Annotated in this window: 19 protein-coding genes and 1 riboswitch; of the genes, 16 read left to right on the top strand and 3 right to left on the bottom strand. The window is 46.8% G+C overall.

Features of this window, described 5'->3' with window-relative positions:
- Positions 1–4 precede the first annotated feature (4 nt).
- Both PPM_RS19725 and ptsP read left to right on the top strand, forming a co-directional pair.
- The gene (locus PPM_RS19725; protein WP_013372579.1) at positions 5–280 is read left to right on the top strand and encodes an HPr family phosphocarrier protein; all 276 of its coding nucleotides are present in this window, start codon (positions 5–7) and stop codon (positions 278–280) included.
- The gene (gene ptsP / locus PPM_RS19720) at positions 273–1985 is read left to right on the top strand and encodes a phosphoenolpyruvate--protein phosphotransferase (RefSeq protein WP_013372578.1); all 1713 of its coding nucleotides are present in this window, start codon (positions 273–275) and stop codon (positions 1983–1985) included. Before PPM_RS19725 ends, ptsP begins: the two co-directional genes overlap by 8 nt.
- Positions 1986–2113: 128 nt before the next feature.
- Here ptsP and gcvPB read toward each other — a convergent pair whose 3' ends face one another.
- The 3 genes from gcvPB to gcvT form a co-directional block, all read right to left on the bottom strand.
- Entirely contained in the window at positions 2114–3610 is a 1497-nt protein-coding gene (gene gcvPB / locus PPM_RS19715; protein ID WP_013372577.1) for an aminomethyl-transferring glycine dehydrogenase subunit GcvPB, read from the bottom strand.
- Positions 3607–4962: an aminomethyl-transferring glycine dehydrogenase subunit GcvPA gene (gene gcvPA, locus PPM_RS19710; protein ID WP_013372576.1), complete on the bottom strand. Its 1356-nt coding sequence runs from the start codon at positions 4960–4962 to the stop codon at positions 3607–3609. The genes gcvPB and gcvPA overlap by 4 nt, the downstream gene beginning before the upstream one ends.
- Positions 4963–5085: 123 nt before the next feature.
- Complete coding sequence (gcvT, locus tag PPM_RS19705) at positions 5086–6186, bottom strand: glycine cleavage system aminomethyltransferase GcvT (protein WP_013372575.1); 1101 nt, start codon at positions 6184–6186, stop codon at positions 5086–5088.
- A 176-nt stretch (positions 6187–6362) separates the two neighbouring features.
- Positions 6363–6554: riboswitch (glycine riboswitch) on the bottom strand.
- A 301-nt stretch (positions 6555–6855) separates the two neighbouring features.
- Here gcvT and gcvH point away from each other — a divergent pair.
- The 14 genes from gcvH to PPM_RS19635 all read left to right on the top strand — a co-directional run bounded on the left by gcvH (position 6856) and on the right by PPM_RS19635 (position 26258).
- Entirely contained in the window at positions 6856–7254 is a 399-nt protein-coding gene (gene gcvH / locus PPM_RS19700; RefSeq protein ID WP_016324642.1) for a glycine cleavage system protein GcvH, read from the top strand.
- A 425-nt stretch (positions 7255–7679) separates the two neighbouring features.
- Positions 7680–9158: a PTS mannitol transporter subunit IICB gene (locus PPM_RS19695; RefSeq protein ID WP_013372572.1), complete on the top strand. Its 1479-nt coding sequence runs from the start codon at positions 7680–7682 to the stop codon at positions 9156–9158.
- An 83-nt stretch (positions 9159–9241) separates the two neighbouring features.
- Positions 9242–11320, top strand: a complete 2079-nt coding sequence (locus PPM_RS19690) for a BglG family transcription antiterminator (RefSeq protein ID WP_013372571.1) — start codon at positions 9242–9244, stop codon at positions 11318–11320.
- Complete coding sequence (locus PPM_RS19685; protein WP_013372570.1) at positions 11317–11751, top strand: PTS sugar transporter subunit IIA; 435 nt, start codon at positions 11317–11319, stop codon at positions 11749–11751. Before PPM_RS19690 ends, PPM_RS19685 begins: the two co-directional genes overlap by 4 nt.
- Positions 11748–12893, top strand: a complete 1146-nt coding sequence (locus PPM_RS19680) for a mannitol-1-phosphate 5-dehydrogenase (protein WP_013372569.1) — start codon at positions 11748–11750, stop codon at positions 12891–12893. The genes PPM_RS19685 and PPM_RS19680 overlap by 4 nt, the downstream gene beginning before the upstream one ends.
- Before the next feature lie 210 nt (positions 12894–13103).
- Positions 13104–15257: a DUF454 family protein gene (locus tag PPM_RS19675; RefSeq protein ID WP_013372568.1), complete on the top strand. Its 2154-nt coding sequence runs from the start codon at positions 13104–13106 to the stop codon at positions 15255–15257.
- Positions 15250–16905, top strand: a complete 1656-nt coding sequence (locus tag PPM_RS19670; protein ID WP_013372567.1) for an amino acid ABC transporter ATP-binding/permease protein — start codon at positions 15250–15252, stop codon at positions 16903–16905. The genes PPM_RS19675 and PPM_RS19670 overlap by 8 nt, the downstream gene beginning before the upstream one ends.
- A 310-nt stretch (positions 16906–17215) precedes the next feature.
- A complete protein-coding gene (gene pulA / locus PPM_RS19665; protein WP_013372566.1) occupies positions 17216–19747 on the top strand; it encodes a type I pullulanase in 2532 nt (843 codons plus the stop codon).
- A gap of 236 nt (positions 19748–19983) precedes the next feature.
- The gene (locus tag PPM_RS19660) at positions 19984–20625 is read left to right on the top strand and encodes a 50S ribosomal protein L25 (RefSeq protein ID WP_013372564.1); all 642 of its coding nucleotides are present in this window, start codon (positions 19984–19986) and stop codon (positions 20623–20625) included.
- A 208-nt stretch (positions 20626–20833) separates the two neighbouring features.
- On the top strand, positions 20834–22330 hold the full coding sequence (locus PPM_RS19655; protein ID WP_013372563.1) for a methyl-accepting chemotaxis protein: 1497 nt from the start codon (positions 20834–20836) through the stop codon (positions 22328–22330).
- A gap of 182 nt (positions 22331–22512) precedes the next feature.
- Positions 22513–23499: a S66 family peptidase gene (locus PPM_RS19650; protein WP_013372562.1), complete on the top strand. Its 987-nt coding sequence runs from the start codon at positions 22513–22515 to the stop codon at positions 23497–23499.
- Between the two features lie 42 nt (positions 23500–23541).
- Positions 23542–23790, top strand: a complete 249-nt coding sequence (locus PPM_RS19645) for a hypothetical protein (protein ID WP_013372561.1) — start codon at positions 23542–23544, stop codon at positions 23788–23790.
- Positions 23791–23835: 45 nt separating this feature from the next.
- Entirely contained in the window at positions 23836–25497 is a 1662-nt protein-coding gene (locus PPM_RS19640; protein ID WP_013372560.1) for a sensor histidine kinase, read from the top strand.
- Complete coding sequence (locus PPM_RS19635; protein WP_013372559.1) at positions 25494–26258, top strand: LytR/AlgR family response regulator transcription factor; 765 nt, start codon at positions 25494–25496, stop codon at positions 26256–26258. The genes PPM_RS19640 and PPM_RS19635 overlap by 4 nt, the downstream gene beginning before the upstream one ends.
- Positions 26259–26345 lie beyond the last annotated feature (87 nt).

Here is a 26345-nt window from a genome sequence, read left to right as displayed (position 1 = left end):
AATTATGCAAACAACTTTTAGAATCACGGATGAAGACGGTATCCATGCACGTCCTGCAACTGCGCTGGTAAATACAGCTAACAAATTCAGCGGTGCTGAGTCTTTCGCCGAAGCTAACGGTAAAAAAGTAACTTTGAAATCCATTCTGGGTGTATTGTCTCTGGGTCTGGAACAAGGGGATACTATTAACATTATCTGCGAAGGCGCTGAAGCTGCTGAAGCATTGAAAGCTCTTGAAAATGTAATCGTTAACGAAGGGCTGGGCGAAGTTCATGCTTAAAATTTCCGGGATTGCCGCTTCGGCAGGCATAGCCATTGCCCGGGCGTTTATCTTGGAGCATCCGAATTACGCTGTAGAGAGACGCGCGGTTGGTGATGTTGAAGCTGAAATCGCAAGATTGGATGCGGCTTTGGCAGAATCTCAAACCGAATTGGAATCGATTAAGGAGAAAACGCTTCGGGAACTGGGTGAGAAAAAAGCAGAAATTTTTGCATCTCACTTGCTCATCCTGAATGATCCTGAATTGATCGATCCGGTTAAAGCTAAAATCAGAGACGAGCAGCTCAATGCTGACTATGCTTTGAATGAAGTAGCTACACAATTTGTTTCCATGTTTGAAAACATGAAAAGTGCATATTTGCAAGAACGCGCATCGGACATGCGTGATGTAACCAAACGGGTGCTTAATCATCTGCTTGGTGTTCATTTTGTCAGTCCTGCAGAAATTGCCGAAGAAACGATTGTACTTGCAGAAGATTTGACACCTTCCGACACAGCTCAGCTGAACCGTGAATTTGTTAAAGGCTTTGCAACGAACATCGGTGGACGCACTTCGCACTCGGCTATTATGGCTCGTTCATTAGAAATTCCTGCTGTTGTAGGAACGAAAAATATATTGTCTCAAGCTAAAAGCGGCGATTTGATTATCGTCGATGGTCTGGATGGTCATGTATTCGTGAATCCTACCGAAGAAATCATTGCGGAATACCGCGCTAAACAGGTGGCATATGACAAGCAACGCGAAGAGTGGCGTAAGCTGCGTGGCGAAGCTACGGTTTCCGTTGATGGTGTCCATGTCGAACTGGCAGCCAATATTGGTACGCCTAACGATGTAGCTGGTGTTCTGGACAACGGTGGAGAAGGCGTTGGCTTGTACCGTACGGAATTCTTGTACATGGGACGCGACAAGCTCCCATCCGAAGATGTACAGTACACAGCTTACAAAACGGTTCTGGAAAGAATGGAAAGCAAACCGGTTGTAGTCCGTACTTTGGACATCGGTGGAGATAAAGAACTTCCTTATCTGGATCTGCCGAAAGAAATGAATCCGTTCCTCGGATTCCGTGCTATTCGTCTGTGTCTGGATCGCCAGGATATCTTCCGCACTCAATTGCGTGCTTTGTTGCGTGCAAGTGTACACGGTAACCTGCGCATTATGTTCCCAATGATTGCTACGCTGAACGAATTCCGTGAAGCTAAAGCTGTTTTGTTGGAGGAAAAAGAAAAGTTGGTAGCCGAGGGTGTATCCGTATCTGAAGAAATTCAGCTGGGCATCATGGTAGAAATTCCTTCCACAGCGGTATTGGCTGACCAATTCGCAAAAGAAGTGGATTTCTTTAGTATCGGTACTAACGATCTGATTCAATACACCATGGCAGCAGATCGTATGAACGAACGAGTTTCTTACCTGTATCAACCATATAACCCATCTATTTTGCGTCTGGTGAAAATGGTTATTGATGCCGCTCACCGTGAAGGACGTTGGGTTGGTATGTGTGGTGAAATGGCAGGAGACACCACAGCAATTCCGTTGCTGCTGGGTCTGGGACTTGATGAGTTCAGCATGAGCGCAACTTCCATTCTGCCAGCACGTAGTCAAATCTCTAAGTTGTCCCGTGCGGACATGGAGAAATTGGCTGCAAAAGCTCTGGATATGCAAACAGCTGAGCAGGTTGTTGAATTGGTTCAAAGCATCGAAGCATAAGGAAGGGTATCACATTTTTCAAAGGTTATATCTTTTTCCAACAAAAATTGCTGTATACATACAGCAGCCGGTATCTCAACAGATACCGGCTTTTTTGTATGCTTTGGATTGTTGGGTTGAATTTATTCTTAACTACATGCGCAATTCAGCACAGGTTTACGGGCTGCAGTGGTTTCATCCAGGCGCGTGACTGGAGTGGTATAGGGGGCATTGAGCACCAGCTCAGGGTTCTCCTCGGCTTCGCGCGCAATATGAATCATAGTATCGACAAAAGCATCCAGCGTCTCTTTACTTTCTGTTTCCGTCGGCTCGATCATGATGCATTCCTCTACATTCAGCGGAAAATAAATGGTAGGTGGATGGTAACCGAAATCAAGCAACCGTTTGGCTACATCAAGCGTGCGCACTCCAAACTTCTTCAAGCCTCGTCCCGACATGACAAATTCGTGTTTACAATGCCCGGGATAAGGCAGATCAAAATACGGAGCCAGCCGATGCATCATGTAGTTGGCATTGAGTACAGCACATTCGGACACTCGCTTCAAGCCATCAGGACCGTAGCTGCGGATATAGGCATAGGCACGGACGAGAATGCCGAAGTTGCCATAAAAGGCTTTGACCCGCCCAATAGAATCTCCCTGCTCCCGATCCCAGCGGTACATACCCTGCGGATCACGTACGACAAGCGGCTTGGGCAGAAAGGGAATCAGTCGCTGCTTTACGCCGACAGGTCCAGCGCCCGGGCCCCCTCCACCGTGCGGAGTACTCATCGTTTTGTGCAAATTGAGATGCACCACATCAAAGCCCATATCCCCAGGGCGGGTAATCCCCATGATAGCATTGGAATTTGCGCCGTCATAGTAGAGCAGGCCACCTGCGTCATGCACAATTGCGGCAATATCAGTGATTTGCTTCTCGAACAGACCAAGCGTGTTCGGATTGGTCAGCATGAGCGCAGCGGTGTCGTTGCCTACGGCTTGACGCAGCGCATCCAGATCCACCAGCCCCTCAGGGGTGGAGGGAAGGGTGACTGTTTCGAAACCCGCGACGGTTGCACTGGCGGGGTTCGTTCCATGCGAGGAATCCGGCACGAGCACCTTGGTACGTCGCTCGCCACGTGCTTCGTGGTACGAGCGGATCATCATCAGCCCGGTCCATTCGCCATGGGCGCCAGCAGCGGGCTGAAGCGTAACGGCATCCATGCCGGTCAACGCAGCCAGATCATTTTGGAGCGTATGCAGCAGTTCCATAGCCCCCTGGATGCTATCCTCCGGCTGATATGGGTGAATTTTAGCAAAGCCTGCGTAACGGGCAACATCCTCATTCACCTTCGGATTGTATTTCATCGTACACGAGCCAAGCGGATAAAATCCGTTGTCGACGCCGAAATTGCGCTGGGACAGGGCGGTATAATGGCGAATAACATCTACTTCGTATACCTCGGGTAATGCCGCAGGTTCGCTGCGCAGCGCATAATCCGGCAAAAGCTCTGCCACCGGGCGACGGGGAACGTCGCAATCGGGAAGGGAATAAGCGATGCGACCCGGACGGCTCAATTCAAAAATGAGCGTTTGATCGTGTTCCTTTAACAGTTCTTGTTTCTGATCCTGTCCGGTGTGTGTCATAGCAATTCCCCCAAGGTGTGTACAAATTGGTCAATCTCTTCTTTGGTTCTTTGCTCCGTCACGGCAATCAGCATGTGACCAGCAAGTTCCTCATAGTCCCGGCCCAAATCGTAGCCAGCGATAAATCCGGCAGCTAGCAGCTCGGCCTGGAGTTTGCTCATATCTGTACCCTCAGGCAGTTTAAGGGCAAACTCATTAAAGGTTGGTGCGTTAAACGAGGTAGATACGCCCTTCAAGCTCATCAATTGCTCTAACGCATAACGGCTTTTATGCAAATTTAGCTCGGCTACTTCCTTGATCCCCTGTCTACCCATGACAGACAAATATACAGATGCAGATAAAGCGAGCAACGCTTGATTGGAGCAAATGTTAGACGTGGCCTTTTCGCGGCGGATATGCTGTTCCCGCGCTTGCAAGGTCAGTACGAAGCCGCGTTTGCCGTTACGGTCTGTAGTTTGGCCTACGATACGTCCAGGGATACGGCGCATATGCGCCTGGGAAACAGCAAAGTAACCGCAGGTCGGACCACCGAGGGAGGATGAGATCCCAAGTGGCTGCGCGTCTCCTACAACAATATCCGCGCCTTGCTTACCAGGGGTCTCTAGCAAGCCTAGTGCCAGTGGATTGGCACTAACAACCATAAGCCCTTGATGCGCATGGATGAGGTCAGCCATCGGCTTCAGATTTTCCACGGCTCCGAAAAAGTTGGGATTTTGGATCAAAACAGCCGCCGTCTGTTCCGATACGGCCGTGGCTAGCGCATCGACATCCGTTACGCCATCCGAACAGCCGATTTCCACAATGTCCAAATCCAATCCGCGTGCATAGGCTGCCAATACCTGACGTGCCTCTGGATGGACAGACCTTGATACGATAAGCTGTTTACGACGCGTGGCGGAAGCGGCCAATGAGCCCGCTTCCGCCAGAGCTGTAGCCCCATCGTACATGCTGGCATTCGCTACCGCCATACCTGTCAATTCGCAAATATACGACTGGAATTCAAAAATGGCTTGCAGCTCGCCCTGGCTTACTTCCGGCTGATAGGGGGTGTAGGCTGTGTAAAATTCGGAACGTGAGGTGATGTGCTGAATGACGGACGGAATATGATGATCATAAATACCTGCACCAAGAAAGCTGGCATGTGTATCTGCATTGGCGTTGTGTCCGGCTAGCTCGGCCATGTGGCGAGTTAAGGCTCTTTCGTCGAGCCGAGAGGAAAGAGGGAGTTCCCCTTGGTATCGAATAGCCTCTGGAATGTCACTGAATAAATCATCAATGGATGATACGCCCACCACACGCAGCATTTCGGTTTGGTCTTGTTCGGTCATGGGGAGATAGCGATGCTGCTTCATAGGTTCTGGCTCCTTTCGAAAAGCAAAATTTAGATAGTAAATTAGCTAATACATAGTCTTAATTGGAAAATCCAGAATTTTATATCTGACATGATCGCTTTTTTAGAATGAAGAGGATTAAGATCAGCGTAGCCGTTTATAAAAGGGGGCTGGGACCACTTCCGCACGCAGGCGTTTACCACGAATTTCGACCTCCAGCGGTGTCGATAGGGTGCTAAAACGACTGTCCACCAGGGCCAGCCCCAGATTACGCTTCAAGGTGGGCGATTGAGTACCCGTTGTGACCTCACCGATGTGTTGACCTTCAGCGAACACCGGATAATGAGCGCGCGGGATACCGCGGTCAATCATTTCCAGCCCGATCAACTTGCGAGGAATTCCTTGTTCTTTTTGACGTTGCAGTGCTTCCCTGCCGATAAAATCTCCTTTGTTCAACTTGACGAAGAAACCTAAACCAGCCTCAAGCGGTGAAATTGTGGCAGATAACTCCTGTCCGTACAATGGTAGCCGTGCCTCGAAGCGCAGCGTATCGCGAGCACCAAGTCCAGCGGGAATCAGTCCATACGATTCACCGCAACGAAGTAAACCATCCCACACGGCGGGTGCTTCCTCAGCAGGGATATAAAATTCAAAACCGTCTTCGCCGGTATATCCAGTTCGCGAGACAAGTGCTTTTGCTCCGAACAATTGCACGTTCTCATGGAATCGGAAAGATGCCAGATTCGTAATATCTGTATCTGTCACGGCTGCGGCAATACGTGCTGCTTCCGGTCCTTGTAGTGCCAGCAATGCTATCGCATCAGACACATTCTTCAGATGAACCGATGCTGGTACGTGGCGTATGAGCCAATCCCAATCTTTGTCGATGTTGGAGGCATTCACAACGAGCATGTAGCGCTCTGGTCCTTTGCAATATACAAGCAAGTCATCCACTACTCCTCCATCGGGGTAACACAGGAGTGAATATTGTGCCTGGCCTGGTTCCAACTGGCTGACATCATTCGTAGTTACCCGTTGCAAAAAAGCCTCAGCTTCTTTGCCTTCAACCAAGAACTCGCCCATATGCGATACATCGAATAAACCTGCACGTTGTCGGACGGCCTCATGCTCCTTTTGAATGCCGCTAAACTGAACGGGGAGTTCCCACCCGCCAAAGTCAATACAACGAACCCCGGGCTGCGTCCCGTAGGACGAATATAGTGGTGTTCTTCGCAAATTAGACATTTTTTCACTCCTATCCAGTGTAATCGGCTAAACAAAAAAGACAGGCTAAAAGAAACGTATAGACGGCAGTCCATACTCTTCTTTCAGCTCTGTCCTTGATACCAGAAAGTTACCCCGGTGTGAACCAGGTTTCCCCTTGGGTGATCCGCTCTTTTCACGGATGCTCTCCAGAGATGCGTCCGGCAGAGGTCCTTTTGCCTGAGAGATTCACCTGCAATGCAAGTTTACTCCTTCGGCGCTACCTTTTGGATCAACGGTATGTTACCCGGTTTTGCAGATAACAACTTGATCCGATTCGCGTGCCCAACTGTCTCACAAACGACAACAGCGATGCGAATATTTTTGGTAGTCTCTCCCTCCGCGTTCATCCGCGTTTGCAGTTGTCGAGGTATTTTCAAAAGCAATTACTATAACCCATTAATACGCAAATCCATTCAAAATGTCAATAAAAATGTCATATAAAACAATATGAAAAACATTTATTGTATAAATAAGGATATGTAAGCGTTTGTTACAAGTTATCATTTTTTTATAGACTGCGCTATATGAGTTGGTATGGAGTATTTTTGTTAGTATTATTGACATGGATGTTCTTGTTGTCATAATCTTAACTTGTCTAATACAGGTGATCAAAAGCATTTTATTCATGTGGAAGTGAGGCGAAGCAGGATGAGTGAAGTGAAACAGCAACTTTGGTATACAGACGAACATGAGTGGGTTCAGCACACAGTGGATGGGACGTTGCGGATCGGCATTACAGACTTTGCACAGCATCAATTGGGTGATATTGTTTTTGTGGAATTACCTGGGGCGGGAACAACGATTGGACAGGGGACGGAGATTGGTACAATTGAATCGGTGAAGACCGTATCCGATCTTTTTGCTCCGGTGACGGGAACCGTTTTGAAAGTAAATGAAGCTCTGGAAAGTACACCTGAGCTGGTGAATGAATCACCCTATGAAGAGGGTTGGATGATCGAAGTAGAGATGAGCAATGATGTCGAGGAAGCTCTGGGCAAGTTGCTGTCTGCGGAGCAGTACGAGCAGTTGATTTCGGATGAGCAATAATGAGCAATACAGCATGAAATAATAGCGCTTTATTCTGAGTTTTTATATGGATATTGAATTAAATAAGAGCATCGTTAGTCCGCTCAGTTTTTGTATAAAATAGTCGCTATGCCTGACATAGCGGCTATTTTTTTGTTGTCTTTTAGAAGACGTATTTACGTTGCTTACGCAGGCTTAGAAGAGAGCCTCTTTATACAATTGCACAGATTTACAACAGTGTTTTTTCGACTAATTTCTATTGTTATCGGCCATATTAAGAAGAATTATGCAGGTATAATGCCTTGTCGTTACTTTAAATTTAAATGTTGTCATCAACGTTCATGACGAAAGTACGTTTTCATTTCGTTGATGAAGATAGCGCTGTCATTTAGTATGAATTTTAAGAAAAGGTAGTGATGCTATTTACTCACAAGGAGGATATGAATATGAGCACAGTGGACACAAAGTCCAGTTCAAACGGTGGCGCTCGTGTCGCCGTACAGCGTTTTGGCCGCTTTCTCAGCGGTATGGTTATGCCCAATATGGGAGCCTTTATCGCATGGGGATTAATTACGGCCCTTTTTATTCCGACCGGGTGGTTCCCAAATGAGGGTTTTGCACAACTGGTTGATCCGATGAAAAATTATTTGCTGCCACTGCTGATCGGTTACACGGGAGGCACGATGATTCACGGACAGCGTGGAGGTGTGATCGGTGCCATTATGACGATGGGGGTCATTGTGGGGGCCGATATCCCGATGTTCCTGGGCGCGATGGTAGCTGGTCCGCTGGCTGCATGGATATTGAAGAAGTTCGATAAGGCCATTGAGGGCAAAGTCAAATCAGGTTTTGAAATGCTGGTCAATAATTTCTCGGCTGGGATTATCGGTGCCATTCTAGCATTACTAGCGCATGTGGCGATCGGCCCGGTCGTGCAAACCATCAGTCAAGTGTTGTCGACAGGGGTACAGTTCCTCGTGAACGCAGGGCTACTGCCGCTTGTCAATCTCATTATTGAGCCCGGAAAAGTATTATTTCTCAACAACGCACTGAATCATGGAGTATTGAGTCCGATTGCGCTGGAGGAAGCTGCAAGAACAGGAAAATCCGTTTTGTTCATGCTTGAATCCAATCCTGGCCCGGGACTCGGTATTTTGCTGGCCTATTGCCTGTTCGGTAAAGGCTCTGCGAAGTCGTCTGCTCCTGGTGCAGTCATTATTCATTTTTTCGGCGGGATTCATGAAATTTATTTCCCTTATATTTTGATGAAGCCGATTCTGATTCTCGCTGCTATAGCAGGGGGCGTTGTGGGAACCTTCTGTTTTATGTTGACAGGTGCCGGACTGGTTGCTGCTCCTTCACCAGGCAGTATCATTGCTTATTTCCTGATGACACCCAAAGGCGGATATTTGCCGATGCTGAGCGGTGTGGTCGCAGCTGCGGTCGTATCCTTTGCGGTTGCTGCAGTATTGCTCAAGACAGGCAAGCAAAAGGAAGAGGGGCTGGAGGAAGCTGCATCCCGCCTGAAAGATATGAAAAATCAAAGCAAGGGTGCAAGCGCTAACGCCACTGTAATGGAAGATAACCGCGCATCCGATCGTGCTGCCGAGATTGCCGCAGATCGAACGCTTAAGGATAAATCCGAGGTGAATAAAATTGTCTTTTCCTGTGATGCAGGTATGGGTTCAAGCGCCATGGGAGCCTCAATTTTGCGCAAAAAAATGAAACAGGCGGGCGTGGGCGTTACGGTAACGAATACGGCAATCAGTGAAATTCCACAGGATGCGGATATTGTCATTACACAAAAAACGTTGACAGACCGGGCTAAAACGGTAGCCCCGAATGCTGAGCACATTTCCATTGACAATTTCCTGAAGAGCCCTGAATACGAAGCGCTGGTTGAACGGTTGAAATCCGATTCTTAATCCCCATAAAGTCAGGCCGGCTGTATACAGTTTGTATTTCCTGCTGGAAGGGATGAGAGCTTGGGAAGGAACGGTATGCCCTTATGAATATTACGAAACGACAATCTGACATCGTAGAGTATCTTTTGGAGCAGCCTCAAGAGGTTACGGCCGGGGAAATTGCTGAGAAGATCAATGTCAGCACAAGGACGGTTCATCGGGAACTTGGCGCAGTTGAGTGTTGGTTGGCGGCTCATGAGGTAAAGCTGGAGAAAAAATCAGGGATCGGTATCTATGTGGATGCCGGCCCGACTCAGCTTGCAAGTCTGCGGGAGCAATTACTGCATACGAAGTCAGACGAATACTCGGCTGAGGAGAGAAAAATTGTAGTTCTGTGCATGCTGCTGGATACACAGGAGCCGATCAAGCTGCTGGCGCTAGCATCGGATTTGAAAGTCACAGTAACTACGGTCAGTCATGATCTGGACGAATTACTAGGCTGGATCGAAGATCGAGGGCTCATGCTTGTGCGCAGACGGGGATACGGTGTCGAGATTACAGGACGGGAGATAGACAAAAGACGGGCGATTTCTGAGCTTGCTCTCGAATATTTGGATGAATCGGATCTGTTTTCCGGCCGAGAGGAGCTTCGTCCCGTAACACGTGTCACAGAAAAATTGCTGGAGATGATTGGCAGAGAGAATCTGCTAACCGTGGAGAATGTTCTCTGGCAGCCTCATGATCAATGGCTGAAAAACATGGTGGAAAGCAAATATATGGAACTGCTGATTCAAATTTGCGTTTCTCTGGCACGTCTGCGCCTTGGGTACGTTGTGGATCATCGTCTCTCGTATTCGAAAACAGATTCAGAGGAGAATATCATGCTGCGCACAGCTATGGTGGAGCGTATATGCGCAGAGTTGTCAGCGGCGCTGGATATTGAATTTCCAGAACCGGAACGATGTTATTTCGGGTTGCTGTTCCGTGATGCTGAGGATCATTCCACCCGCTTGCTGCCACTGGATGATCTTGTACTGCTGGAGTCGGTTCATGAGTTGATTCGTCGTGTAGAGGCAGAGACAGGCACACCATTAGCAGAGGATCGTGTCCTGCGTGAAGGGCTGATTGCCCATATGGCTCCAGTATTCAAACGTTTGAGGGAAGGGAGAGCGATCCGCAACCCTCTCCTTCAGCAAATTCGCAAGGATTACGGCAGCTTGTTCGACTCGGTCAAAAAGGCTGCGGCGGATATGACGGAAATGGAAGTACCAGATGAAGAGATCGGATTTCTGGTCATGCATTTTGGCGCTTCGTTGGAGCGGCTGCGACAATTGCAGCGGGAGGTTCGAGCAATCGTAGTCTGCACGAGCGGAATTGGGTCTTCCAGACTTCTGGCAACAAGACTGGCCAAGGAGCTGCCACAGATCAAAATCGTGGATAGGGCCTCATGGTACGAGGCAACGCGGATTCCCAAGGAGGATTATGATCTGATCATTTCGACAGTGGAGCTACCGCTTGAGCCGGATCGGTATCTCAAAATCAGCCCGCTGCTGACGCAAGAGGAGAGTGACCGCCTGCGTCATTTCATTCAGCATATTACACTCAATCAACTCAGTGATCATCGTCAGGAACAGGCTGTACTCTCCGGCCAGGGCATGGAGTGGCTTACTGGTCTACGGAAAAGTCTTGAGGAGATTGTGCACATTGTACAGCAATTTCAAGTGTATCCACTGGAAAATCAAGGGATGGATATGCCAGCTACCATAGAGGCTATATGCATGTTGGAGGCAGGGCGGGGAAATGTCACAGAGCCTTCTGTTGTTGCTGAACAGCTTATGGAAAGAGAGCGCCAAGGTAGTCAGGTGATTACTGATACCTCCGTTGCTTTAATTCATACACGCAGTCCCTATATTCGCCAGCCTTTGCTGACCTTGTATAGGCTGGCTGAGCCGCTGTTGGCGGATGTAGACGAACAAGTGGAATGCGTTCTGCTGATGTTGGGACCTCGTGAGTTACCGAAAGAAAGCTTGGAGGTATTGAGCGAGATTAGTGCATTACTGCTGCAGGAAGACATGATTACACTACTGGAACACGGTAGTAGAGATCAGATTGCCAATTATATATCGACTGAGCTGGCTGAATTTTTTCACAGTAAATTAGGGACAGGGAGGAACCTACCGTGAGTATTATGACGATAGACAAAATAAAAATGAACGCAACCGCCAAAGACAAATATGAGGCGATTCGTATGGCAGGACAAATCCTGCTGGATGCAGGACATATTACAACTGAGTACATTGACAAGATGCTTGAACGCGAGGAGATTGTATCCACCTATATCGGGAACGGGTTGGCTATTCCACATGGTACCAAGGAATCTAAGACACTTGTTCAATCCACTGGCATCTCCATCGTTCAGTTCCCGCAAGGCGTAGATTTCGGGGAAGAAAAAGCATACATGGTGATCGGCATTGCAGCCCAAGGCGGCGATCATATGGAGATTTTGACAAGTATCGCTGTGGTATGTGCGGAGGAAGAAAACATGGACAAACTTCGCAACGCGGTGATCCCACAGGAAATTATAGATCTGTTCGAAAGTGAGCTGGAGCTATGAGAGCCGTCCACTTTGGAGCAGGAAATATCGGTCGCGGCTTTATTGGGCTGATTCTGTCGCGTGCAGGCTATGAGGTTGTTTTTTCAGATGTCAACGAGACACTTGTATCTGAGTTACGACGCCGCAAGCAATATACTGTTGAGTTGGCGAATGATACGAAGGATACGGAGACGGTAACGAATGTAACCGCGATTGACGGCAGAGATGCATCCGCTGTAGCGGATGCAGTAAATCATGCTGATCTGGTAACGACCGCAGTCGGGGTTAGCATCCTCAGGCATATTGCAGCAGGTATTGCCGAGGGGATAGCACGGCGGGTAGAGCGTGGAGCAGGCCCGCTGCATGTGATTGCTTGCGAAAATGCAATTGGAGGCAGCGCCCAACTGAAAGAGCATGTTTTTGCGCTACTGAATGAGGCGACTCGTGCCAAGGCAGAGGCTTCGGTATATTTCCCTAATGCTGCTGTAGACCGGATTGTGCCGATCCAGCATCATGAGGATCCATTGCATGTGCAGGTAGAGCCTTTTTACGAGTGGGTGGTGGATCGCTCGCAGATGGCAGCTGACCATGAAGAAATCGAAGGCATTCTTTACGTGCAGGATCTGGAGCCTTACATTGAACGCAAGTTGTTTACGGTGAATACGGGGCATTGCGTGGCGGCCTATATTGGTTATACCGCAGGTTATGCCACGATCCAGGAGGCCATGAAGGATACCAAGGTGGTAGATTCAATCCAAGGGGCGCTGGAGGAAACAGGAGCGGTGCTTGTAAAGCGATTCGGCTTGAATCAAGGGGAGCATAAGAAGTACATCTCTAAGATTCTGGATCGCTTCCGCAATCCTAATCTGACAGACGAGGTTACTCGGGTCGGACGTTCACCGCTTCGCAAGCTGTCTCCCAATGACCGTCTTGTACGTCCCGCGCTGCAAGCACAGGAGTATGGTATCCGGACCGATCATCTGGCGTTAGGAATGGCTGCTGCCTGCAAATTTGATATTACGGAAGACCCCGAAGCAGTTGAGCTTCAGCAGGTGATTCGCAGCCAAGGGGTGAGTGTAGCGCTGACACGTTATACGTCCATACCTGCAGATGACCCGTTACATCGGCAGGTATTGGAGCAATATGATATTATAAGTTCGTAAAACAACGTAATAACACGCACTTATTTCAATCATCCTCTTGAAGACCAAACATCTACATGAGCACAAAAATGTTCTGTGGAGTTGAGCTTCAAGAGGATTTTTATATGCGTGATTTACATCACATAACAACCTGATTAAATTATATATATTGATAATGATTATCATTATCCATAAAATATCATTAATAGTATATATATTAGGGGGATTATAGTGAAACCGATTTATATTACCTTAGGGTTTTTATTTTTGGCACTTGGAGTTATTGGTGTAGTGGTGCCGTTGCTGCCGACTACACCGTTTCTGCTGCTGGCAACCTTTTTCTTTATGCGGGGGTCTGAAAGGATTCATCGGTGGTTTTCAAATACGTCTCTGTATCAAAAATATCTGGAAAGTTTTGTTCAAACCAGGTCGTTGAAGCTGTCCACAAAAATTACGTCATTGGGCTTAGCGTCAGCTATGCTGATTACAGGATTTATCTTTACCCCTAATATATGGGGCAAAACGCTCATCGTCTTAGTCATCCTTTTTAAATATTATTACTTTATATTCCGAGTCGGAACTGTGAGAGAAGCTGAGGCGGAAACTCTGACTTCAACTGAAGCCGTTCCTACTCCAAAAAAAAAATCTAAAATGGTCGACAGTCGTCTGTTAGGCCTGGTGGAGCATTCTCGAAAATATATCATCTTGGGTGTGCTTGTACAGTGGATCGGTCTTTTAGGGAGTATAGCCGCTGTTTTGTCTATGGCCTTTGTGATGCAGCAAGCATGGGAGGGACAAGTGAGTCGCAAGCTGATTCTATTCATGACGGTCATTGTTATGGCTGCCATTGCAGTTCGCTTTCTGAGTAATTATGCAGCCAGTATGTTGTCCTATCGGGCTTCAATCAATGCTAAAAAAACGCTGCGCTCACAGATTTACGGCAAGCTGCTAAAGCTGGGGCCCTCTTATACAGATCATACTTCCACTTCGGGGGTTATTCAGGTTGCTGTAGAAGGGGTGGAGCAGCTTGAGACCTATTTTGGAAGATATATGCCTCAGCTATTCTATAGTCTGCTTGCGCCTGTAACGTTGTTCATCACCCTCTCTTTTGTCAGCTTCAAAGCGGCTATTATTCTATTAATCTGTGTTCCCTTAATTCCAGTGTCCATTATTGTCATTATGAGGATGGCTAAAAAGCTGTTTCGGAAATATTGGGGCAGCTATGTCAATTTGGGTCACAGCTTTTTGGAAAATGTACAAGGTCTGACCACGCTCAAAATTTACGGGACAGACCAGGATAAACATCAGGAGATGAACACAGCGGCTGAGGATTTTCGCAAAATGGCGATGAAAGTCCTGACTATGCAGTTAAACTCCGTGGCTGTCATGGATCTTATCGCATTTGGTGGTGCCGCCGCAGGTGTGCTGGTCGCGGTAAGCGAATATTCTTCAGGTCATATTGGCTTGGCGGGAGCGCTCATCATTGTTTTGCTGTCGGCAGAGTTTTTCATTCCGCTGCGTCTGCTCGGTTCCTACTTTCATATCGCCATGAACGGAATGGCAGCAAGTGATAAAATATTCCAAATGTTGAGTACAGAGGATTTTATACAAGGACAACAAAGCATAGAAGCCACAGACATTCAACTGGAACGGGTAAATTTTGCTTACGATGAAAGAGATACCTTACGAAATATATCCATGAATATCCCTCAAGGGAGCTTTGTTTCCATTGTTGGAGAATCAGGTTCAGGTAAAAGTACGGTAGCCGGATTGATCGTTGGACATCATGAGGGCTATCAAGGAAGCCTGAAGATCGGAGGAACCGAACTGACCTCCATTACGGAAGAAAGCCGCATGCGTCATATGACCTGGATCGGTTTTAACAGTTACATTTTTAAAGGCACTGTAGAAGCGAATTTGAGAATGGGGAATGAGCACGCGGATGAGCAACAAATGCTGGAAGCGTTGCGGCAAGTGAAGCTGTATGATTTTATTCTCTCCGAAGGGGGACTGGAAGCAGAGATAGAAGAGCAGGGAGCGAATCTGTCAGGAGGACAGCGCCAACGGCTAGCACTGGCCAGAGCGTTGCTGCACGATAGTCATGTGTATATTTTTGATGAGGCTACCTCTAACATTGACGTTGAGAGTGAGGAAGGCATCATGGAAGTCATACATGCACTGGCAGGTCAAAAAACAGTGATTCTCATCTCTCACAGACTGGAAAACGTGATCCAATCTGACTGCATTGTTGTGCTGCAAAATGGCTTAGTGGCAGAATCCGGAACGCATCAGGAGCTGTTGAGCCAGCAGGGACATTATGCGGAGATGTATCTCAGTCAGCATAGGATGGAACAGTTTGTGAAAGGAGGTGCTGTATATGCGTAGACACGGTTTACGGATTATGGGTCAATTGTTGGTCTTGGCAGGGCCTCTTTTACCTGTGCTGCTCATAACGATTGTTACAGGAGTGCTTGGTTTTGTATGTGCTATTGGCATTATTGTGTATGGGGCCCTTGCCCTACTGACAGCAACGGGCATCACGACAGGCTACAGCATGACATTTTTGCTGACTGCCATCGTGCTATGTGCTGTATTACGCGGCGTATTTCGTTATGGCGAGCAAATGAGCGGTCATTATCTCGCCTTCAAGCTGCTGGCCGTGCTGCGTGACAAGGTGCTTCTAGCCTTGCGCAGATTGGCTCCAGCCAAGCTTGAAGGCAAAGACAAAGGGAATCTGATTTCGCTGATTACAAGTGATATTGAGCTATTGGAAGTATTTTATGCGCATACGATAGCGCCTGTTATGATCGGCATTATTACTTCACTGATTATGGTGTTTTTTATAGGCTCTTATGAGCCTTTACTAGGCGGGATCGCTGCGCTTGCTTACATAACCGTCGGTTTGTTCATTCCTCTGCTTACGTCACGTATGGGCAAGCGCCAAGGGATGGAATACCGGAGCAGCTTCGGCCAGCTGAGTAGTTATTTTTTGGACAGCTTACGCGGGATGAAGGAAATTGTTCAATATGGGCAAGGGGAACAACGATTAAATGAAATTAACCGTCGTACGGATCAGTTGGATGCCAAGCAGAAGGACTTGAAGCATCACGAAGGCATCACAAGAGCGATCACAGATGCGGCTGTAATCGGATTTTCATTCTTGATGCTGCTAGCTGGATTGTATGGCATGTCTAAGGGGCAGATGGATTTTACAAGTATGCTGATTTCAGTCATTGCCCTGTTTAGTTCATTTGGTCCGGTGGTCGCGCTGAGCAATTTGTCTAACAATTTGCTTCAGACGCTGGCAAGCGGGGAACGAGTGCTGAGTCTGCTGGAGGAGACCCCGGAGGTAGAAGAAAATATGGATGGAATGACTGTTGGCTTTACTGGAGCGCAGATAGATAAGGTGACTTTTGCATACGATGGTCAAACGGTGCTGAAGGACGTAAGTCTCACGATACCGCCCAAACGAATTATAGGTATTCAGGGTAAAAGCGGCTCCGGCAAGTCAACGTTGTTGAAGTTGCTGATGCGATTCAGGGACCCGCAACAAGGTGGAATTTTGCTATCTGAACACGATTTAAAGGACATTGAGACCCGACATTTAAGAAGCTTGCAAAGCTATGTCGATCAGCATACATTCCTGTTTGATGATTCCATTGCAGCTAATATCAAAATTGGAAAGCCTGATGCTACACATCAACAGGTTGTAGAAGCAGCCCGTAAGGCATCAGTGCACGATTTTATTATGACATTGCCTCAAGGATATGACAGCCGAGTTGGAGAGTTGGGGGACAGGCTGTCTGGTGGAGAACGTCAGCGCTTGGGACTGGCCAGAGCCTTTGTTCATGATGCGCCCCTCTTACTGCTGGACGAACCAACTAGCAATTTGGACAGTTTGAACGAAGCGATTATTTTAAAATCGTTAAAAGAACAGCAGCAAGATAAAACAATTATCCTTGTATCGCATCGAAGCTCTACCATGCGAATGGCTGATAAAATTTTTCAAATGGATAACCGCCGACTCTCCTGAAAATGGTACATGGTTTAGCATGCTTTTTTTCAGTCTAGTCTATAAGTGATAAAAGCTAGAAAATAAATGTGATGCTTTGGAGGCGAAAGCTGTAGCCTGTTCATCGTTTTGTCATAAAATGGAGTGTGCGTGTTGAAATGAGAGTGTCATCCTTATTTAATTCATCCAGCTTTTCAAGCTTGTCTTATTTTGATAGCCTATGAGGTGAGGATTTTGCAAATCCTGAGGTATATTGACAAGTCATAAACATCATAAATGATGGATGAACAGAGGCTATAAGCCGATGTATAAAAATGGGTGGTGAACAGGAATGTCTGATTTCAATCAGCTCAAGGGACTTGAGCACACAGCATATCCCATATATGAAGGCTATGATTTGGGTCTTACTTATACGCCTGCGGGCAGCAAATTTAAGGTATGGGCACCGACTGCACAGCAGGTTCATATAGCGTTGTATAGCGACGCAGGGGTGTACGATCAGGAAGGAATCGTTCAGGAGCACGGTGGTGGTCAGGAATTTCTAATGAGCCGTGATGATCAAGGTGTATGGTCTATCGAACTGGAAGGCGACTGGAACAGATATTATTACATGTACAGGCTGGAGTGGGTGGACCACACCATTCATTATGCTGCCGATCCATATGCCAGAGCGGTATCAGCCAACGGGCAACGTACGGCTATCATTGATTTGGATCAAACCAACCCGGATGGATGGGAACAGGATGAGGGGCCTGTACTTGAGCGTGCGACAGATGCCATTATCTATGAGCTTCATGTGCGTGATTTTTCGATGGACCCCCATTTTAATACGGGTATAAAAGATTTATCTGCCGCTCAGGGGCGGTTTGCAGCCTTTACGTATACGGGATTAACGGATTCCGAGGGTAACCGTATCGGACTGGATCATTTGCTGGAGCTGGGCATTACACATGTTCATTTGCTTCCCGTGGCTGACTTTCATACGGTGAATGACTTTTCGGAATTAGGAACTGAATATAACTGGGGCTATGATCCGCAGCACTATAATGTGCCGGAGGGGTCCTACTCTTCCAATCCAGCTGATCCGGAGGCGCGTATACGCGAGTTGAAATTGCTGGTACAGTCTCTGCATGCGGCCGGCATCGGTGTCATTATGGACGTCGTGTACAATCATACGTATTCGGTGGAAAAGGGTCCGTTTGAGCCAGTTGTACCAGGATATTATTACCGTACAGATGAGCAAGGGAAGCTCACCAATGGATCAGGTGTAGGTAATGAGATGGCAACCGAACGTCCGATGGTGCGCAAGTATATCAAGGATTCACTGCGCTATTGGGCAGAGGAATATCACATAGATGGCTTCCGGTTTGATTTGATGGCGTTGATTGATACACCGACTGTAGAGCAGCTTACTCGAGAACTTCGCTCTGAGATACGTCCCGATCTGCTGATCTATGGTGAGCCTTGGACAGGAGGAGAGTCCCCTCAGCCTTTGCTTACATTAAAAGGAACGCAGCGGGATAAGGGTTTTGCCGTTTTTAACGACAATTACCGTTCTGCCATTAAGGGAGATAGCGACGGTACAGGAAGCGGGTTTGCTACGGGTGCGGAAAATCAGGAGGAACGGGTACTTCAAGGTGCTTTTGGAGCTATTTATGATTTCACAGCTCAGCCATCAGAGACCGTCAATTATGTAACGGCCCACGATAATCTCAATTTGTGGGATAAAATTTTGACGGTGAGACATGCACTGGAGAACTGTCGTTTTCCGCAATGGGAGCAGGGGAACCCCAAAGATGGAAGAACAGCCGAACAAGCCGTAGCCGAAGCAGACCCGTATCAGGAGATGGATGAAAGTAACCTACTTGAAAACGAAACTGTACGTAAGTCCCTGTTAGCTAACGGAATGGTTCTGACATCGCAAGGCATTCCTTTTATCCATGCAGGGGATGAACTGCTGCGTTCCAAATATGGAGACCATAACAGCTACCGAAGCTCTGATGTGGTGAACGCCATCCGTTGGAATAACAAGGCGAGGTTTCGACCTGTGTTTGATTACTACCAGGGCTTAATTGCTTTGCGACGCAGTCACCCGGCATTCCGTATGGATCAGCGTGAGCTGGTGGAGCAGCATATGGAAGTCCTACAAAGCAGTGGGCATGTGGTCGCTTTTGCTTTGAGACACCATGCTAACGGCGATGCCTGGAATCATATTGTAGTGATTTATAACGGTTCGGATACAGAACAGACCATATTATTGCCTGCGGAATCGGATCGATGGCATGTAGTCGTGGATGCACACGGGGCCGGGAATGAGACACGGTATGAAGTGGTAGGTCATCGTGTGACGGTATCGCGCTGGTCGATGATGGTGTTGTACGATCAGGATGGACCTCCCCAAGCCTCCTTTTTGACAGAGCATGATCATCAAGCTAACGAGCAAGTGGATAACAAAACGAAAGGCTTGGATGAGGGGACAAATCAAGAGATTGCAGGTACAGCAATGACAGATGCTCAGCTAGGAAACGATAGAGAGGTTATTCCGTTTCGTACGATTGAACTGATCTATGAGCGTGCAGACCGGCAATACTCTGGCTGGAATGTGTGGGTATGGGGCACTGGGTACCGTGACGGACATGTTGAATTTCAAGATTTAGATGACGGCCGGGCAGTAGCCCGCATTCGGGTGGCTCCTGATGTACAGCGAATTGGCTACATTGTCCGCCTGAATCACTGGGATGCCAAGGATGTGGAGGCAGATCGTTATATTGTTGTAGATCTGACCCGGTCTGTGATGCAGGTATTGATTCATAGTGGCAGAGAGGAATATTTATTACTGGTTAACGATAACCGAGCGGGATAGACTTGTATGCCTGGTTGTCATATATACACGAGAAAATAGCATTTTTCGATCATTTCGAGAAATGCTATTTTTTTATGCAAGTGTGCGTCACTTTCAGAAAAAAGGGGTAAAATAAAATTATGGACTTGTTTAGTTTTGCCAGCTTGCTGGCTCATATTCTGTAGTACGACTGGTAAACCAAGCAAGATTCTTGGAGGAAAATCATTTGTAAGGTAACCTGAAGGAGGTTGTATATCATGAGTTCTAATGGAGGAAGTATTCAACTAACCGCCCAGCCGAGAACAGAGAAGAAGGGTTCGGCCATTCGTGGATTAAGGTTAAAAGGACGGATTCCAGCTGTGGTTTACGGCTCTGAAATCGAGGGAACCCCTGTACATGTCGATGCCAAGGAATTTAATAAAGTAGTCAGAACCGGACGTTCAGAGGTTTTTAATCTCACAGTAGAAGGCGGAGAAACGATCCCAGTAATTATTAAAGATTATCAACAGCGTGACAACCAATGGTTGCATGCCGATTTTTTAAAAATTTCCAAAAACAAACCGCTTCGCGTGCGTGTTTCTATTGATTATCAGGGAACCCCTGTAGGTACAAAAACAGGCGGTATCCTGCAAGTTCAAGAAACAGAAGTCGAAGTTGAAGGTTTGCCTTCTGACTTGCCGTCCACAATTGAAGTGGATGTATCCGCACTGGATATTGGCGACAAGCTGAGCGCAAGCGACTTAAAGCTTCCTAAAGGTGTGACGCTGCATGTCTCTGAAGAGGAGCTGCTGGCATCCGTGATCGTGCCGCGTGCAGTCGAGGTAGAGAATGCTGCTGTGGAAGGTGATGCAGCGGCAACTGAAGGCGCTGAAGAGGCTTCCGAAAACAAGGAATCTTAATGAAGTCAGCAGGCATATTGAACGTTGGCTGATTAAAGAAGATGATCAAACCGTGAGCTAAAAACCGTTCCCTGTTAGGGGGCGGTTTTTCTCTTTAAAGCACGACCATCATTCAATACGCGTTCTGATATGACGATATATATAGTATGGCATTTACATTTTTATTTTATAAATACCTAATATATATCTAAGGAGCGCGTACGCAATCATGGACAGAACGAATGAATTGTTGTGGCAAAGAAACAAATTGGTGATCATTATTTTTTGGATTATGACTTTGAGCAGCATCATCCCGGCAGTATCTAATCCCTCGATGTGGGTATCTAGTGGTGTAGGATTTGTAGTCGCGGCAGTTTTGACAATTCTGAATATGAAAAAGAAAGGAATCCGTCTTATTCCTTGGATTATTACATTTTATAGTGCATTAATATGTATATTTGTGAACTTGTCTAGCGTGGATGTAGTAGTTTCGATCTTTATCTGCTCATTGTTGTTGCTCTACCCATCTTACCGATATTTTCTGGTAACCATGACCTTAAATCTGTGTAATATTTTTGTACAAATTACGATCGGTACGCCCGCAACTCCCCAGGCTACCGGTTCTTTGCGTTATGTGCATGAGTTTATCATTGTTTTACTGATTGGTTTGCTACTGTTAGTGGTATCGGTGTTAAATCAAAAGCAGTTTCAGAAAACGGAAGAGCAAAATAAAGATATGGAGGCCACAAGGCAACGGATTGAATTCCTGTTTGAGCAAGTTAGACAAGCTGTAGCTGGATTGCATAGCTTTACAGAACGATTCAGGAATCAAGTGGATGCTACAGGCAACGTGACGAATGAAGTCGCTATCGGGTTTCAGGAGGTTGCTAAAGGCGTAGAAATGCAAGCTTCGAATATCACTGAGGTAACCGATAACTTGGCTCAGTCTGATCGGCACGTGCGCGAGGTTGCCGATCATTCCCGAGAGCTGAAGCAGCTCTCCGAGGATACGAAAAATGCCGGGGGTAGAGGGAGCAGTCAACTACTTGCACTAACATCTCAAATTAAGGATTTGGGTCGGGTGATGAGTCGTACCAAAGAAGAATTAGATGAGTTTAAAGTGCAGAGTGACAATATGTCTTCCATGCTTAAAGATATTACTCAAATCTCAAAGCAAACCAATTTGCTGTCCTTGAATGCATCCATTGAGGCTGCCAGAGCGGGAGAGCATGGGAAAGGATTTGCGATTGTGGCTGGAGAAGTGCGTAATTTGGCTGAAATGGTTGGAAACACCTCAGTGGCGATGGAAGGTATTTTGGAGCAGCTGAGAACTCAGATGGATTCTGTTGTAAGTCAATTTGACATGGGACAGGAAAGATTACAGCAAAGTATGGAGTCGGCACATTCGACCGAAATTGTACTGGAGGATATCCTGCAAAATGCCAATAAAGTATTGGTGCAGGCCGTGGAGGTAGAGTCCAGTACGAATAGTATGCAGCAATTTTCGTCTCAGGTCGTTCAAGAGATGATGGAATTTTCCAGTGTGACAGAACAAGCAAGTGCAGCGTCAGAGCAAATTTTGGCTGGAGTAGAGGAGCAGCAAAATATAACCTCCAATATGGTGGCGGGATTTAGTGAGCTGGAGGCATTGATTATTCAGTTGAAAGAGCTAGTGCATGATCAGAATGAGGGCGGCAGTTCTAGCAAAATCAGCAAAAGTAAATAACCGAAAAGCTTCATCAGCGGACTAGAGATCCGGGGCTTATCGCTAACAAGCGGTATCCCCGGTTTTTTACTGTGTTTAAGAAGAAGGGAAATGAAGTGGGAAGTTTTAGAAGCTATAATTAGATGGAAGTTGATGGTATAATTTGTGGCAGTTTAAATGCTTTGTAACAAGGGGGAGTGGCTATGATGATGGGAAAGCAAGCACCTAAATTAAAAGCTGGAGACGAGATACGCATTCTTTCGCCATCCAGAAGCTTGTCTATTGTTTCTGAGGAAAATCGCCTGATTGCCCAGCATAGACTGGAGGCGCTTGGGTTTAAAGTGAGCTTTTCACAGCATGTGCTGGAAAACGATGATTTTGCATCTTCTTCGATAGAGTCTAGAGTAGCTGACTTGCACGAAGCTTTTATCGATCCGAAGGTAAAGGGCATCCTGACCTCAATTGGGGGCTATAATGCCAATCAGCTCCTTGCCCATCTGGATTATGATCTGATCAGCGCTCATCCTAAACGATTATGTGGTTATTCGGATATAACGGCGTTAAGCCATGCGATTTATGCTAAGACGGGGCTTATCACGTATGCAGGCCCTCATTTTTTGACGTTCGCCATGTTGCGAGGAAATGAGTATACGATGACTTATTTTCAAAGGTTAATGTTGGAAGAGGGCAGCATTCAAATCCAATCTTCATCGGAGTGGAGTGACGATACTTGGTATCTGGATCAGGATAAAAGAAGCTTTCACCATAATGCGGGTCCATATGCGATTCATGAAGGAGAAGCAGAGGGTACGATTGTGGGTGGAAACTTGTGTACCCTGAATTTGTTACAGGGAACCCCATACATGCCAAGTCTAAAAGGAACCATAGTGTTTGTTGAGGATGATTACGAAAGCTCTCCCGCTACATTTGACCGGGATTTGCAATCATTGTTGCACCAGCCCGGATTTGATCAGGTTAAAGGAATCATCATAGGACGATTTCAGAAGGCGTCTCATATGACAGAAGAATTGCTGCGGCAAATCATTCGCTCGAAAAGAGAATTGGCCTCTATACCGGTGATTGCAGATGCCGATTTTGGCCACACCACGCCGCAGTTTACATATCCGATTGGCGGAAAGGCGCTTATTCGTGCCCGTAATGGCAGGGTGAGGATTGAAATATGTGAATAATGATAGAGTGATAGAATTTATCGAACTGGGGGAGAAATTCCTATGGAGCTTAAATATTTGTTAATCGGCGTGTTAAGCCTATTGGGTAGTGGAGTGATATATACGATGGAGCGCTTTATATCCGTCATTCAATGGGCTGCGAATTCCGTCCCTGTTAAATTGAATAGTTCAGGTATATCTAATTCAGAACCTGATATGCCGAGTTTTATTGACAATATATTTGTTATTATTTTATTCGTATGTGGCTTGATGATACTCGGGTATGGTGTGTACGAACGACGTACACGATAACACAACCTATGTAGGCATATCCGTTTTTATTTGGGAGGAACGCATGTGAACGCCTTGTTGGAAATGCTGATGCAGCTATTTGAGCGCGCAGCATTGTTGCTGATTTGTTTGTTTTTTATTACACGTATCCCCCGGTTTAAGGAAACCTTGCAGAAGAACAGTCATTCTCCGGCAGAGCTGACGTTACTAACATTGATTTTCTGTATGTTTGCACTGTTTGGTACCTACACCGGGATTGAAGTCGAAGGCTCGCTGGTTAACGTTCGGATCATCGCAATTATGGCGGGCGGAATTTTGTTTGGACCCTGGGTTGGGATCATTACAGGTATTGTATCGGGGATTCATCGTTATCTGATTGATATCGGGGGAATCACCTCGATTCCGTGTCTGATTACAAGTATTCTGGCAGGTGTGGTGTCAGGATATATCGGTCGCCGGGTTAATCGTTCCAAGAGATGGCTGGTCGGTATCGCCGCAGGTATGGTCTGTGAAGCGTTGACGATGCTGCTTATTCTGGTGATGGCCCAACCTCATGGTCTTGGTGTCGACATCGTTTCCAAGATCGGTCTACCCATGATTATCGGAGAAGTCAGTATTGGTTTAATCGTTCTATTAATCCAGAGTGTGGAAGGGGAAAAGGAGAATATCGCGGCCAGACAGGCCAAGCTGGCATTGGATATTGCCAACAAGACGTTGCCTTATTTTCGTTCCATTAATGCGGAATCCTTGCATACGATTTGCTCAATTATAAAAGAAGACATCAAGGCAGATGCGGTGGCGATTACGGATACCAGAGATGTGCTGGCTTACGTCGGTTTTGGCGAAGAACGCTATCATATCGGGGATGAAATCATTAGCGATGTGACTAAATCGACGATCCGTAGCGGTAAAATCACGATCCGCAACCATATCGCTGACGACAAAACGCCCCAAATCCAGTCTCTGCTCATTATCCCGTTAGAGGAGCGGGGAGAAGTAACCGGAACTCTGAAGATTTACTACCGAAAAGCTTATAAAATCACGTATCCGCTGCAGACGATGGCGATTGGCTTGTCTCAGATCATTTCCACGTTAATGGAAGTGTCGCGTGTGGAGCAAATTAAGGAAGCGGCGAATAAGGCCGAGTTAAAGGCACTCCAGACGAAGATCAATCCTCATTTTCTATTCAACGCATTGAACGCCATTGCCTCAACGACGCGCACCAAACCGGATAAGGCGCGAGAACTGATCATTAATTTGTCAGGCTATCTGCGTTATAATTTGGAGTTGAATGATGATTTGATCGAAATTCACAAGGAGCTTCAGCAGGTGTCGGATTACGTAGAAATTGAAAAAGCGCGCTTCGGCAATCGGCTTCAGGTGGAGTATGTAATGGATGAGGTGTCAGTGCGTATTCCGAGCCTAATTATCCAACCCCTGGTTGAGAATGCAATTAATCATGGAATCCTCAAGAAAAAGGGACCAGGTACAGTAACCATTTCTGTAAAGGATCGTGGCGAAAAAGTGCGTATTTCTGTGGCTGATACCGGGGTGGGTATACGGGACGATGTTGTGGATAACCTATATCATGATCAAGTTCCAGCTAAACAGATCGGCTTGTACAATGTGCACAGAAGACTCAAGCTTATGTACGGTGAAGGAGTAATTATTCTTAAACATGATCCAGGCACCGAAGTTTATTTTGACATACCAAAGGAGAAGTCATGAAGGCCATAATCGTAGAAGACGAACTTCCAGCGCGTGAAGAGCTGGAGTATCTTATTCAGACTCATAGCAGCATTGAGGTGACCGATAGTTTTGAGGATGGGCTGGATGTATTCCGGTTTCTGCAAGATCAGGAAACGGATGCGATCTTTCTGGACATTAACATTCCTTCATTGGACGGGATGCTGTTGGCACAGAACATTAGCAAATTTGCTAAAAAGCCCTATATTATTTTTACGACCGCCTATAAAGAACATGCGGCGCAGGCTTTTGAACTGGAGGCGTTCGACTACATTCTCAAGCCATATGATGAAAAACGGATCGCATCCATGCTACATAAGCTCGAAAATGCTTATGAGCAGCGAAACGCTCAAATACAGGAGCCTGTTCAGGCTGGGCAACCCCGAGCTGCTGAAACCAGCACCGTTGCTGCTCCAGGACGTATTAATCTGCTGAAAAATGACAAAATTATCGTAACGGATGCGAACGATATTTACTATGCGTGTGCGCAGGAAAAGGTAACTCGTGTCTTTACAAGGCACGAAGAATATACGATGCCGATGAGCATTTCGGAATTTCATGCCCGGCTGCCGCAGCAGGACTTTTTCCGTTGTCACCGATCGTACACGGTGAATCTGTCGCAGATCCGTGAGATTGTACCTTGGTTCAATCATACGTATCTCCTGCGCTTGCGTGGACTAGAAGCAGAAATTCCGGTGAGTCGCAGTAAGGCCAAGGAATTCCGGCAAATTATGCGACTTTAAAGGCATTTCATTCCGCTATATGTGCATTTCATTCCTCAAACGATTTCTGGCTGACATGCAGGGTTATAATAACCGTGTAGACAGGAT

Origin of the sequence: Paenibacillus polymyxa M1 (assembly GCF_000237325.1) — a bacterium.
Lineage (GTDB): Bacteria > Bacillota > Bacilli > Paenibacillales > Paenibacillaceae > Paenibacillus > Paenibacillus polymyxa_C.
The sequence above is the reverse complement of the archived record's forward strand: the minus strand, read 5'-3'. Positions and strand labels throughout refer to the sequence as shown.